General features: G+C 63.4%; 12 protein-coding genes. 7 read left to right on the top strand and 5 right to left on the bottom strand.

What is annotated here, in order from left to right; translation table 11 throughout:
- Entirely contained in the window at window positions 1–1035 is a 1035-nt protein-coding gene (locus ACT3TS_RS11945; protein WP_444531734.1) for an adenosine deaminase, read from the top strand.
- A gap of 75 nt (window positions 1036–1110) precedes the next feature.
- On the opposite strand, the gene ACT3TS_RS11940 is transcribed toward ACT3TS_RS11945, so the two are convergent.
- The 4 genes from ACT3TS_RS11940 to ACT3TS_RS11925 all read right to left on the bottom strand — a co-directional run bounded on the left by ACT3TS_RS11940 (window position 1111) and on the right by ACT3TS_RS11925 (window position 4841).
- Window positions 1111–1719, bottom strand: coding sequence for an RraA family protein (locus tag ACT3TS_RS11940; protein ID WP_444531733.1), 609 nt, complete (start codon window positions 1717–1719; stop codon window positions 1111–1113).
- Window positions 1716–2138: a RidA family protein gene (locus tag ACT3TS_RS11935; protein ID WP_444531732.1), complete on the bottom strand. Its 423-nt coding sequence runs from the start codon at window positions 2136–2138 to the stop codon at window positions 1716–1718. The genes ACT3TS_RS11940 and ACT3TS_RS11935 overlap by 4 nt, the downstream gene beginning before the upstream one ends.
- A complete protein-coding gene (locus ACT3TS_RS11930) occupies window positions 2135–3484 on the bottom strand; it encodes an MFS transporter (protein WP_444531731.1) in 1350 nt (449 codons plus the stop codon). The genes ACT3TS_RS11935 and ACT3TS_RS11930 overlap by 4 nt, the downstream gene beginning before the upstream one ends.
- A 154-nt stretch (window positions 3485–3638) precedes the next feature.
- Complete coding sequence (locus ACT3TS_RS11925; RefSeq protein WP_444531730.1) at window positions 3639–4841, bottom strand: helix-turn-helix domain-containing protein; 1203 nt, start codon at window positions 4839–4841, stop codon at window positions 3639–3641.
- 190 nt (window positions 4842–5031) lie between these two features.
- Between ACT3TS_RS11925 and ACT3TS_RS11920 the strand changes: the two genes are divergently transcribed.
- Genes ACT3TS_RS11920 through ACT3TS_RS11910 form a run of 3 tightly spaced genes read left to right on the top strand, consistent with a single transcriptional unit; the run spans window position 5032 to window position 9373 of the window.
- Window positions 5032–6648: a thiamine pyrophosphate-dependent enzyme gene (locus ACT3TS_RS11920; RefSeq protein ID WP_444531729.1), complete on the top strand. Its 1617-nt coding sequence runs from the start codon at window positions 5032–5034 to the stop codon at window positions 6646–6648.
- 12 nt (window positions 6649–6660) lie between these two features.
- Window positions 6661–8067: a gamma-aminobutyraldehyde dehydrogenase gene (locus ACT3TS_RS11915; protein ID WP_444531728.1), complete on the top strand. Its 1407-nt coding sequence runs from the start codon at window positions 6661–6663 to the stop codon at window positions 8065–8067.
- A gap of 46 nt (window positions 8068–8113) precedes the next feature.
- Window positions 8114–9373: a M20 family metallo-hydrolase gene (locus ACT3TS_RS11910; RefSeq protein ID WP_444531727.1), complete on the top strand. Its 1260-nt coding sequence runs from the start codon at window positions 8114–8116 to the stop codon at window positions 9371–9373.
- A gap of 146 nt (window positions 9374–9519) precedes the next feature.
- Here the strand turns inward: ACT3TS_RS11910 and ACT3TS_RS11905 are convergent, their stop codons facing one another.
- Window positions 9520–10260: a LysE family translocator gene (locus ACT3TS_RS11905; RefSeq protein ID WP_444531726.1), complete on the bottom strand. Its 741-nt coding sequence runs from the start codon at window positions 10258–10260 to the stop codon at window positions 9520–9522.
- 105 nt (window positions 10261–10365) lie between these two features.
- Between ACT3TS_RS11905 and ACT3TS_RS11900 the strand changes: the two genes are divergently transcribed.
- From ACT3TS_RS11900 to fdhA, 3 genes are all read left to right on the top strand, one after another.
- Window positions 10366–10821, top strand: coding sequence for an Lrp/AsnC family transcriptional regulator (locus ACT3TS_RS11900; protein WP_444531725.1), 456 nt, complete (start codon window positions 10366–10368; stop codon window positions 10819–10821).
- Window positions 10822–10969: 148 nt separating this feature from the next.
- Window positions 10970–11488: a mycothiol transferase gene (locus ACT3TS_RS11895; RefSeq protein ID WP_444531724.1), complete on the top strand. Its 519-nt coding sequence runs from the start codon at window positions 10970–10972 to the stop codon at window positions 11486–11488.
- A 294-nt stretch (window positions 11489–11782) separates the two neighbouring features.
- A partial coding sequence (fdhA, locus tag ACT3TS_RS11890; protein ID WP_444531723.1) for a formaldehyde dehydrogenase, glutathione-independent occupies window positions 11783–12991 on the top strand: 1209 nt, incomplete at its 3' end.

Here is a 12991-nt window from a genome sequence, read left to right as displayed (position 1 = left end):
ATGACGCATTCACCTGACGCCACCATTGACCCTGCGGCCCTTGCGGCGCTGCCCAAGGCCGAGCTGCACCTGCACATTGAGGGCACTCTCGAGGCGGAACTGATCCTGGAGCTGGCCGCCCGCAATGGCATCACGCTGCCGTTTCCCACACTGGAAACCCTGAGTGCGCAATACGAATTCACCGACCTGCAATCGTTTTTGAACCTGTACTACGCCAACATGGCCGTCTTGATCACCGAAGCTGATTTTGCCGACATGACCCGCGCCTACCTGCGCCGTGCCCGGGAATCCGGTGTCCGGCACGCCGAGATCATGTTTGACCCGCAGGCCCACCTGGTGCGCGGCATTGAACTGTCGACGGCGGTCAACGGCATCGCTTCGGCCCTGGCTTCCAGCGAGGCCGACTTTGGCATCACCACGGCACTGATTGCTGCGTTCCTGCGCGATGAACCGGAAGACTCGGCGCTGGAGGTTTTGGAAGCGCTGCTGGCCATGGAGGCTCCCATCATCGGCATCGGCCTGGATTCCGCAGAGGTTGGCAATCCGCCGTCGAAGTTTATCCGCCTCTATCAGCGGGCCGCTGCGGCAGGGCTGCGGCTGGTGGCCCATGCCGGTGAGGAGGGTCCGCCCAGTTATGTCGAAGACGCACTGAACCTGCTGGGCGTTGAACGCATCGACCACGGAATCAGGGCCGTTGAAGACAAGTTTCTGGTCCAGCGGCTGGTTGCGGAACAGGTGCCGCTGACTGTCTGCCCGCTGTCCAACGTGCGGCTGCGCGCGGTCGACACGCTCGCCGCCCATCCGCTGCCGCAGATGATCGACGCAGGACTGAATGTGTGCGTCAATTCTGATGACCCGGCGTATTTTGGTGGCCATGTGGGAGCCAACTTTGCCGCGCTCGTTGCGGAGTTCGGGTGGGATGGGGCCACAGTGGAAAAGCTGGCCCGGAACTCCATCCGCTCCTCTTTTGCCGCTGCCGGCCGCAAGGACGAATTGCTGGACGAACTCGCGGCCTGGAGCGCCTCGCAGACGTAGGCAAGGGGCCGACACCGGGCCCACACCTTTTCGGTGCGGGCCCGGGGCCACTTGGCGTGGGATCGTGGGCCGAACTCAGACGGCGAGGATGGTTGCCAACGGCTCGCCAGCCCTGATGCGGGCCAGGATTAATGGTTCGGCGGCGTCCGATTCAAGGGCCTGCCGCAGCACCTTCCCGGCTTTCTCGGGGGAGAGGGTCAGCACACCGTTGTCGTCACCGAGCACCAAGTCTCCGGGATTGACGGTCACGCCGCCGCACTGCACCGGGACGTTGACTGCCGATCCGGTGCCGTAGACACGCTTGGTGGTCAGGCATGACGTGCCGCGGGCAAATATCGGCAGCCCGGTGTCCCTCAGTTCCAGGACATCTGTTGCAACGCCATCCACCACGATGGCCACAGCGCCCCGTGCGACTGCGGCAGCGGCGGTGACGGCGCCGACCGGTGCGTGCCGGTGGTCCCCTGACATGTCCACCACCAGCACGCCGCCGGGCTTCATGGCCAGAAGCGCATGGTTCATGGCGATGGCGTCGTTGTCGGCAATCCGGACAGTGACTGCGGGGCCGGCAATCTTGACGCCGACCAGCAGTGACTGTATCGCCGGATCGACAAAGCCGTCTTCCAGAAAGTGGCCAATCGTCGGGTAACTGACAGCGGCCAGGTTTGGCAGGAGAGTTGCAGTCATGATGTGGCCCCGTTCATGGACGTTGTGACGGCAGTCCGGGACGCCAGCACGGCCACGCACTCGATTTCCAGGGCAACTCCCCAGAGGCTGACGCAGACGGAGGTACGGGCCGGCTTGGCTGGACCGAAGTATTCGGCGTACACCCGGTTGTATTCTTTCAACTGGTCCTGGCTTGTGAGATAGGTGTTCACCTTGACTACATGTTCCAAGTCCGACCCGGCCGCTTCCAGGACAGCCCGCAGGTTTTCGATGGTCTGGCGGACCTGCCCCTCGAAGGTGCCAGGCTGGTCGTCCAGGCTGGTGATGGCCGGGATCTGGCCGGAGGTGAAGATGAATCCGTTGGCCACCACTGCGTGCGAGAAAGGTCCGACAGCCGGAGCCTGCCCTGGGATCTCGGAAATCCGATGGATGCCGGTCATGCTGCGGCTGCTTCGGCCGGGGAAACGTCGACGGCATCGATGTTTCCGTGCCGGGTCTCGGTCAAAACGAAGAGGGCGCAGAGCGAGACGAGTGCGGCACCCATGATGTACCAGGCGATCGAGGAACTCTGGTGCGTGATGCCGAGCAGCCATGTGGTGATGAACGGTGTGGCTGCACTGCCCAGCAGACCCGAGAGCATGTAGGCCACGGACAGTCCGGAATAGCGGACCTTGGAGCCAAACAGTTCGGCCAGGAAGGTGGCGATGGGACCGTAGTTGGCGGCAAAAGCTGTCATCATGACCAGGTAGGCGACGAAAAGCAGCGCCACGGACTTGGTGTCCATCAGCCAGAACATGGGGAAGGCAAAGAGTGCTTCGGCTGCAACGCCGGCGTAGATTATCGGCTTGCGGCCGTACTTGTCGGAGAGGTTTCCAAAGAATGGGATGAGCACGAAGCACAAAGCGCAGGATGCCAGCACGACCCAGAGCATGAGACTCTCCGAATGGCCCAGCTCTTTTTTGCCGTAGGCCACGCCGGACGCAACGAGCAGGGTGAAGGTGCTGCCAGTTGAGAGAGTTGCAACGCCGCCGAGGACGACCTGCTTCCAATATTTGGCCATGAGGCTGGCAAACGGCATCTTGGCCTTGGCGCCGGCCGACTTCACTGCTTGGAATGACGGGGTTTCCTCGATGTGGAGGCGGATGTAGATGCCTACGGCGACCAACAATGCTGATGCCAGGAAGGGAATGCGCCAGCCCCAGGCGTGCAGTGAGTCGCTGCTCATGGTCAAGGCGGCAATCAGGAACACGATGTTTGCGATCAAGGTGCCGGCGGGGACACCCACCTGGACCAGGGAGCCGTAGAAACCGCGGCGGTGTGCGGGTGCATGTTCCACGGTCATGAGAACGGCGCCACCCCATTCACCGCCCAAGGCCAGGCCCTGGATGACGCGAAGGAGCAGCAAAAGTAGCGGTGCCATGACGCCGATGGTGTTGTAGTCAGGCAGCAGGCCAATGGCAAATGTCGCCGCACCCATGGTGAGAAGGGAGACCAGAAGCATGGATTTGCGTCCCACCCGGTCACCGAAGTGGCCAAAGATGATGGCACCAATCATGCGTGCCACATAGGCAGACGCAAAGGTTCCAAAGGCGAGCATGGTGCCCACCAGTGGATCAAAGCTGGGGAAGAAGATCTTGTTGAAGACCAGCGCCGAGGCCGTGGCAAAGACGAAGAGGTCGTACCATTCGACGGTGGTTCCGATAACGCTGGCGAAAGCAATCTTTCGCATCTTTACGAGGTCGAGCCGCGCCGATGCGGCTGTGGGCGTTTCAAGAGATTGGGTCATCGTGTACTCCAGATGAGGGTCGTGCAGGTGAAGAAAGCGGGATGCATTCAACTATGGTGTGTCACACGGCACAGTTCAATGGCTTATTTGCCAGTAAAGAACGCCAAAAAATGTGTGTTCACACATGTTCTGTATTTTGCCGGACAGGATGGACTCAGGCCCAGGCCACCACCAGCCGTGCCGCCTGATCGGGTACTGTCAGGCTGATCCCGGTCAGCTCCTCAAAGCGATTGAGCCGGTTGAGGATCGTGTTGCGATGGCAGAAGAGCTCCTGCGCCGTGGTGGTGATGCTGCCTGTTGTAAGGAAGTGGCGGACCGTTTCCTCGAGCCGCTCACGCTCTCCGCTCCGGCAGTTGGCAAGGCTTGCATCGAGGTCGGCCCACAGGTCCAGCCCGGCGCCCTGAAGTTGCTGTTTTGCCAGCCTCGCCCAGGCTGCTCCCGCGGTCAGGGGTCCGTGGTCGTCTGGCTGCAGAAGAAGGGCCAGGCGTTCGGCCGTGCGGGCCGCCGGAGGGAGTCCGCGCAGTCCCATGAAGCCAGGCACGAAACCGCAGGGTATTCCGTTGATGGCTGCGGGAATGTAGTCCTGCCCGCCGTCGGATGCGCTTTGGCCGGTGGCGCGCGGCAAGGCCCAAAATACGTATGTACTGCCCCCAAACTCGTGCGTGAAAAGTCGCTGGTGCGGCTGGTTCCAGCCACCCTGGGCGGCCGCTGTTCGAAGTTTGGAAGCGGCATCCCCGCTTGCCGCCACAATGGAAAATCTGGCCTCGGCGTCTGTGGCCAGTGCGGCGCCTGCCTGGCTGACGGTGGCGGCGGACAGTTCGGATTTGCTGAACAGCCGGGAAATGAACTCCCGCCGGATGTTGGATTCTTCCTGTGCCATCCGGACGCGCTCCATCGCGTAGCTGGCATGGGTTTGGGTGGCAAATTCATCAACAACACGCCAAACGCGGTCTACGCGGGTGGTCAGCAGCGCTGCGTCCCCGGGATCCGATATTTCCAGCAGATCGGCCCATAGGATGCTGAAGTCAAGCCGCACCGCGGACGTCAACGCCTCGGAGGAGACGCCGGCCCGTGCGCGCTTGGCGCCCAGTTCAGAGGAGAACTGCCGCAGTGTGTCTGAGGCGTCCCCTTTGCCGCGGTGGTGGCAAGGTTCGTCGCGCAGTCCGTCGACAAGCCGGCTGAACGTCTCCCTGGCAGTATCTTGCATTTCCGTCAGGCTGACCCGGCCTTCCACATATTCGGGGATCTCGGCAACGCGTGCCATGAATGAACTGACCAGAACGTTCAGGCGCCCCCGCAGGCGTTCGACCAGACTGTCCCAGCGGGCATCTTCGCCCGTGAACTCAAAATTGTGCATTCTCACATTCTAGAGCCATATTTCCGTGACGGACTGCTAGTTATTTTGGGTAAAACTACTGGCAGAATTGAAACAGACCCAAGAGTGAGTCCAGTCACATCCCTACTGGTGTGGCTGGGCTGTGCCGATATCCATCGCCCGGACAGGTTCCTGGGCTCCCGGGCAGGCCCCAAAGAAAAGGTATGACGCATTGAGCACTACAACTGCAGGCCATCTGATCGTCGCCCAACTGGAGCGGGCGGGCATCAAGCGGGTATACGGTGTCCCGGGTGAAAGCTATCTGGACGTCCTGGACGGGCTCCACGACTCCACAATTGAAACAGTGGTTACCCGTCATGAAGGGGGTGCCGGGTTCATGGCCCTTGCCGAGGGACGGCTGACCGAACTCCCCGGGGTCGCCATGGTGACACGCGGCCCGGGTGCCGCCAACGCGTTCATCGCCATTCACACCGCACACCAGGACGCCACGCCGCTGGTCCTGTTTGTGGGCCTGATCCCCGTGGCCGATCGCGGAAGGGAGTCCTTTCAGGAATTCGACATCAACGCCTGGTTCGGCAGCACGGCAAAAAAGGTCGTCACCCTGGACGACGCCGCCTCGGCAGCACGTGTCGTTGACGACGCGATGTTCACCTCGATGAGCGGACGGCCGGGGCCCGTAGTGATCGGGCTTCCGGAGGATGTGCTGGTCCACCAAGTTGCCACGGGCATCGTTGAGCCGCGAAGAATCGCCCAGTCGGGTCCTGCCGGCCCGGACCTTGACCTCCTCGAATCCGCATTGGCGAAGGCTGTCCGTCCGCTCATCGTCGTCGGCGGGGAGGGTTGGACGCAGGACGCGGGGGCAGCATTGTCTGATTGGGCCGCCCAGCACGGGATCCCGGTCCTTGCCGACTTTCGGGCCTATGATGCCGTTCCCCACAGCTCCGAGTCCTATGCCGGTTTTCTGGGTTATGGTCGCAGCGATGCCAATGCCCGGCGCCTGGACGACGCGGACCTGATCCTCTTCCTCGGCTGCGTTCGGGGGGACGTGCTGTCAGATGGGTACACCCGCGGCCTCGAAGCCCATACCGTTGTGGTCAATCCCGATGCCGACCTGCTGGGGCACTTCGGCCGGGTGGATCAGCACATCACAGTTGGGGCCGCTGCCTTCGCACGGGCTCTGGCCACCGTGGAATCCGCGGTGCAACCGACGGCAGGCTGGTTCTCCGATGCCCGCACCGACCAGATCAAGTTCACTGCGGCGCAACCTGACGGTGGAACGGGGGTGGACCTCGGCGTCGTCATGGGACTTCTGAAACAAGAGCTGGACGACGACGCTGTCCTCACCTTTGGTGCCGGAAACCACGCGCTCTGGCCGGCCAGGTACCTGGAACACCAAAGTGCGAACTCGCTTGCAGCCCCGCGCAATGGGGCCATGGGCATGGGCATTCCAGCCGCGGTGGCGGCGTCCCTTGCCTATCCGGGGCGCCAGGTCATCTCCGTCGCCGGGGACGGCTGCTTCATGATGAACGGCCAGGAAATGGCGACGGCCATGGCCTATGGTGCCAAGTTCATCGCACTGGTGGTGGACAACGGCATCTTCGCCACCATCCGCGAACACCAGGAAAACCATTACCCGGGCCGCCCCTCAGGAACGCACATGACCAACCCCGACTTCGCCGCATTGGCCCGCTCCTACGGCGGGTATGGCGAACGGGTGGAAACAGCCGCCGGCTTCACCGCAGCATTCCGCCGCGCAGCAGCCTCGGGCCTGCCCGCCGTGCTGCACATGCCGCAGGACCCCGCAACCCGTTCGCCCAAGAACAACTGACTGGAGCCCCACATGATCACGCTCAGCAACATCATTGACGGCCAGGCCATGGACGCCGCCGAAACCCTGCCGTTCTTCGACCCCGCGACCAGCGCCCAGATCGGCACGGCACCCGACAGCGGCGCGGCCGTCGTCGACCTGGCCTTCCAGGCTGCGGACAGGGCATTCGCAAGGTACAAGCGCACGACGCCGGGCGAACGGCAGGCCCTCCTGCTGCGCTTCGCAGACCTCATAGAGCAGAACGTCGACCGGCTGGTCGATGCCGAGGTGGCTTGCACCGGCAAACCTCGCGCGGCCACCCGAGAACTTGAAATCCTGCGTGGGGCTGACCAGCTGCGCTTCTTCGCCGGGGCCTGCCGGGTGGTCTCCGGCACCGCCTCCGCTGAATACGTTCAGGGATTCACCTCCACCATCCGACGCGAGCCGCTGGGTGTGGTTGCCCAGATCACGCCATGGAACTATCCCTTCATGATGGCCATCTGGAAAATCGCTCCGGCACTGGCGGCGGGCAACACCCTGGTGCTCAAGCCCGCCGACACCACGCCGTGGTCGACAGTGATCCTGGGCGAGCTGGCCCAGGAAGTGTTCCCGCCCGGCGTCGTCAACATCATTTGCGGTGGCCGCGGTGCAGGTGCCGCAATGGTGGACCACGAGATCCCCGAAATGGTGTCCATCACCGGCTCCACCCGTGCCGGTGAACAGGTCATGTCAGCAGCCTCCAAGACGCTCAAGGACGTGCATCTGGAACTCGGTGGCAAGGCCCCCGCCATCATCTTCGCCGACGTCGACCTTGCCAGAACGGCCGGGGAAATTGCGCTGGCAGCCTTTTTCAACGCCGGCCAGGACTGCACTGCCGTCACCCGCGTCCTTGTGGCGGAGAGCATCCATGCCGAGTTCGCCGCCGCACTTGCGGCGGCTGCCGATGCCCTTGAGGTGGGTGGAGACTCGGCCGACCTTGGCCCGCTCAACAGTGCCGCGCAGTTGGCGCGGGTCGAAGGATTCATCGCACGCCTGCCGGAACATGCCCGGGTGCTCGCCGGAGGCAAGCGCACTGGCACGGGCTACCATTTCCCACCCACCGTGATTGACGGTGTTGTCCAGGGCGACGAGGTGGTGTGCGAGGAAATCTTTGGTCCAGTCGTGACTGTGCAGCCGTTCGCCACGGAGCGCGAAGCGGTGGTCTTGGCCAACAGCACCAAATATGCACTTGCGTCCAGTGTCTGGTCCGAAAACCACGGCGTGGTCACGCGCGTCTCGAATGAGCTCGACTTCGGCTCCGTGTGGATCAACTGCCACCAGGTCATCCCCGCGGAGGCCCCTCACGGCGGCTTCAAACATTCGGGGACCGGCAAGGACCTCTCCGTCTTCGGTCTCGAGGACTACACCCGCATCAAGTCCGTCACCACATCACATCGCTGACAGCAGCCATACCCCATTTCCTGACAGAATCCCAGAGGGGAAAATCATGACCACAACCGCCGTCTTTACTGACCTAGACACAGCCTTCATCGAAGACTTCCGCACCATGAGCACTTTCGGCGCCACCGGCAAGGGCGGAGTGGACCGCCAGGCGGCCACCCTCCCGGACGGTGAGCAGCGGCGCTGGCTCGCCGGCCTGCTGCAAGAGCGCGGCTTCACCGTGAAGTTTGACCGAGCTGGCAACCAGTGGGGGCTTTTCGAAGCAGTGTCCGGGGCGCCATATGTTGTGATTGGTTCGCACATGGATTCCCAACCCACTGCGGGCCGGTACGACGGCGCCTACGGGGTGCTGGCCGCGGCACATGCTGCGTTCCGGCTTGCAGCGGCGTGGGCGAAGACCGGTGCACCGCAGCCCAGGTACAACATCGCCGTCGTCAATTGGTTCAACGAAGAAGGTTCCCGATTCAAGCCCTCCATGATGGGATCCTCCGTTTACACCGGCAAGCTGGCGCTGGAGACGGCGCTGGCGACGACGGACGCGGCCGGCGTGTCCGTACAGGAAGCGTTGGATGCGATTGGCTGCCGGGGCGACTTTGGCGGTCCGGAAGCCGCTTACTGCGCCGAGATCCACATCGAGCAGGGTCGCAGCATGGAGCGCGAAGGCGTCACGATCGGCCTGGTGTCCTCAAACTGGGCCGCCAACAAGTACGAATTCGTTGTCCATGGCGAGCAGGCACATACCGGGTCCACTGTGATTGAGGACCGCCAGGATGCACTGTTGGGCGCCTCCATGCTGGTGGTGGCCGCCCGGGAACTGGCCAACGAATTCCCCGGCGTCCTGCACACCTCCGTGGGGCAGCTGAGCGTTTACCCGAATTCGCCGGTTGTGGTGCCGTCGCGGGTCAACCTCCTGCTGGACCTGCGCAGTGCCGACGAGGCGGTCCTTGCCGAGGCTGACTCGCGCCTGCACCGCCGCATCGCCGAGATTGAGGCGCTCGCCAATGTTTCGGTGGAGCAGCACCAGTCCCATTCCTGGCCCGTGACCCCGTACCAGCGCGAGGGCGTCGAACTTGCCGCTAAAGTTGCTGCCGATCTGGGCCTGTCCAACAAGGCCGTAATGACGCTCGCCGGCCACGACTCCACCAACATGAAAGATCTGGTGCCCACCGTCATGCTCTTTGTGCCGAGCGTCGACGGGATCTCCCACAACGAGCACGAGTACACCACGGACGAGGACATCGTGGCTGGCCTTGCCATGCTCACCGAGGTGGCCAACCGGCTGTGCCAAGGCGTGCTCGAGGGCTGAACGGAGGCTTTCCGGGGTTGCCCAGTTTGTCCGGAGACAAGCACGACACTGGGCCCGCACCGTTTGGTTGCGGGCCCAGCCCCCTGTAGATCCCTGCCTGCGGTGGCGTCTGGTCTGCCCCGGCAGGGAGCCTCCCGAGTCGGACGTCAGCCGTGGACCAGCATCCGCCCGGCGGCCTCGGTGACCGGCCCGATTTGCCCCACAAGCAGCACTGCGCCCAAGGCGCACATGATGATGCCGCTGGAGAGCGTGACCCCCTTGGCCGCCGTCGGCCTGGAACGGAGCAGTTTGCGGGAACCGGCAGCCACCAGCGTGTAGATGACCGCCGTCGAAGCGACAAACGACAGGCCCAGAATGACCGACTGCAGCGGCACCGGGAATGCGGCGTCGGCTGTGATGAACTGCGGGGTCAGGGCCACGAAGAGCAGCAGCCCCTTGGGGTTTATGCTGCTGGTGCCGAATCCCTGCAGGAACGCACCCCAAGACGAGCCTGACGTGTCGGTTTCGGAAGCCTCGCTGCCTGGGGTTGTGGGCGCTTCCATTGCGGATCCGGCAATGGCGTCCGGAGCCAGCTCACCGCTGGGGCCAACAGTGACGAAGCTGGGACCGCGCCATGACCTGGTCGTCCTGTAGCCGAGCCACAAAAGGTATATGGCACCAGCCACCGTCAGCCACAGCAACAAGCTCGGCACGGCGGCCATGAGGGCCGCAATCCCTGCCGCCAGCAAAATGGTGAGAAGCACGTAACCGGCGCACAAGCCTGCAACGGCCGGGACAAAGCTGCGCCTGCCAAGGCCCGCAGCAATGGCGAAGGCCCAGTCGGGACCGGGCGTGCATGTCAGCGTGATGGCAACGATGAGGAAGCCGATGAGTGCCTGCGGTTCCATGAAACTCCTGTCTGGATGGTGAACTACAGCAAGCTTAGAAAATTTCCAGACATATGTGCTTGCTTTTTTCGCGCATATTCAACGTTTCCGCGATAGAATATTCCTGTGATTGATGCCATTGACAAAGAAATTTTGCGCGCACTCCAGGGGGACGGCCGCATGAGTGCCACCGCGCTTGCTGCGGAAGTGGGGCTGACGGTTGCCCCGTGCCACCGGCGACTGAAGGATTTGGAGGCCTCCGGAGTCATCAGCGGCTACCGGGCGATCGTGGAGCCGCGCGCGGTGGGCCTGGGCTTTGAGGCCTTGGTGTTTGTGTCGCTGGCCCAGGTGGATCGCGCCACCATCGACGATTTTGAGGCGCAGGTGTCCGGCAATCGCCACATCACGCAGGCCCAGCGCTTGTTCGGCGATCCGGACTACATCCTCAAGATCCTGGCCAAGGACCTGGATGACTATCAAAAGTTCTATGACACCGAGCTGACGAGCCTCCCCGGCGTCCTGCGGCTGCGTTCCACCCTGGTCATGAAGAACCTCAAGCCCGGCGCGGGGCTGCCGCTGTAGCAGCGCCGCCCGCGCCGTTTCCGAGACCGGCCCCCTCATGCTCGACGGCAGCCACGGCCAAGGCACCCTGGACGTCATCATCCTGAGCTAAAAACCGGCTGCCCGACAAGGGTTCCCAATCCGCGGCTGCGGTGGCAGCATGGCGAGCATGGAAACCTCGGATTTGCTGGAAGACGCATTTGGCCGGATTGGCACGATTGTTTCGGGCGTGCTGAACGGGCTGGAGCCAGACAAAGCGAACTGGCGCCCGGGCGGAACCGGCAATTCCATCGCGTGGCTTGTGTGGCACCTGAGCCGCGGCCTGGACGAACAAATTGCCGACGTCGCCGGGCTGGAATCGGCATGGAACAGCGGCCGCTATGCGGGGCGGTTCGGCTTTGCCCTGGATCCAGGCGACACCGGCTACGGGCATTCCGCGGCGCAGGTTGACGCCGTGCGGGTTGAATCCGTGGACCTGCTGCGCGAATACCACGAGGCTGCCCTTGCCCAAAGCCTCGGGTACGTCCGCGGACTGGATGCGCAAGCTCTGGACCGGGTCGTGGACCAACGCTGGGATCCGCCCGTCACGCTTGGCGTTCGCCTTGTCAGCATCGTTGACGACTGCGTGCAGCACGGCGGGCAGGCGGCCTACGTCAAGGGCCTTGCCGGGGAGCAGCGGAACGGCTAACTGCTGTTCCGGGCGCAGTTTACGCGGTCGGGAATGCTGCGGTCCGGAGCCCCCAGAACCGCCAAGCAGGCCTGGTCACCACCCCGGTCATCAGCTGCGTGGGCGCCTTGGGCGCCGCCCCCTTACATATTCCTCCGGGGCGACTTAGACTGACGGTGACCCCACTTTCCGTCCTCTGTCAGGTGCTTGTTTGTGCGCTTGAAGTTGCCAAAAATTAGCGGCCGGGGTTGATTTCTCGTTGCACTGGAAGGTGTCAAGGGATGCCTTCTGAACTAACTTGGAAGGAAGCAAACCATGTCAGGAAACAAAGCCGTTGCCTACAAGGGACCCGGAGTCGTTGAGGTCATCGACATCGACTACCCCACATTTGAACTCAAGGACGGGCCCGGCGTCAATCCGGCCAATGTGGGACGCAAGGTGCCCCACGGGGTCATCCTCAAGACTGTCGCAACCAACATCTGCGGCTCCGACCAGCACATGGTGCGCGGGCGCACCACGGCCCCGTCGGACCTCGTCCTGGGCCACGAGATCACCGGTGAAGTGGTTGAAACGGGCCCGGATGTGGAATTCATCAAGGTGGGGGACATCTGCTCGGTCCCCTTCAACATCTCGTGCGGGCGCTGCCGCAACTGCAAGGAGCGCAAGACCGGCATCTGCCTGAACGTGAACCCCGACCGGCCAGGAAGTGCCTACGGCTACGTTGACATGGGCGGCTGGGTTGGCGGCCAGGCCGAGTACGTGCTGGTGCCGTATGCGGACTGGAACCTCCTGAAGTTCCCCGACAGGGACCAGGCGCTGGAAAAGATCATGGACCTGACAATGCTCTCGGACATCTTCCCCACGGGCTTCCACGGCGCAGTCTCTGCCGGGGTGGGTGTGGGCTCCACCGTTTACATCGCAGGTGCCGGGCCCGTTGGCCTGGCCGCGGCGACAAGCGCGCACCTGCTGGGTGCCGCCGTCGTCGTTGTCGGTGACATGAATGCGGAGCGGCTGACCCAGGCACGCACGTTTGGTTGTGAAACGATCGACCTCTCCGAGGGCGATCCCGGCTCGCAGATCGAGCAGCTGCTCGGCGTTCCCGAGGTTGACTGCGCGGTGGACGCGGTGGGCTTCGAGGCGAAGGGCCACGGCCATGGTGCGGGCGAGGCTCCGGCCACTGTCCTGAACTCGCTGATGGACATCACGGCGGCCGGCGGGTCCCTGGGCATTCCGGGCCTGTATGTGACGGGCGATCCGGGTGGCATCGATGCTGCCGCGCAAAAGGGTTCGCTGTCGCTGAGCCTTGGCACTGGTTGGGCGAAGTCGCTCGCGTTCACCACAGGTCAGTGCCCGGTCATGAAGTACAACCGCGGCCTGATGATGGCGATCCTGCACGACAAGGTGCAGATCGCCAAGAACGTCAACGCCCAGGCGATCGCGCTCACCGATGCGCCGCGCGGCTACGCCGAGTTCGACGCCGGTGCCGCCACGAAGTACGTCCTGAACCCCAACGGATACCTGAAC

The organism is Specibacter sp. AOP5-B1-6 (assembly GCF_052376555.1).
GTDB lineage: Bacteria > Actinomycetota > Actinomycetes > Actinomycetales > Micrococcaceae > Specibacter.
The sequence above is the reverse complement of the archived record's forward strand: the minus strand, read 5'-3'. Positions and strand labels throughout refer to the sequence as shown.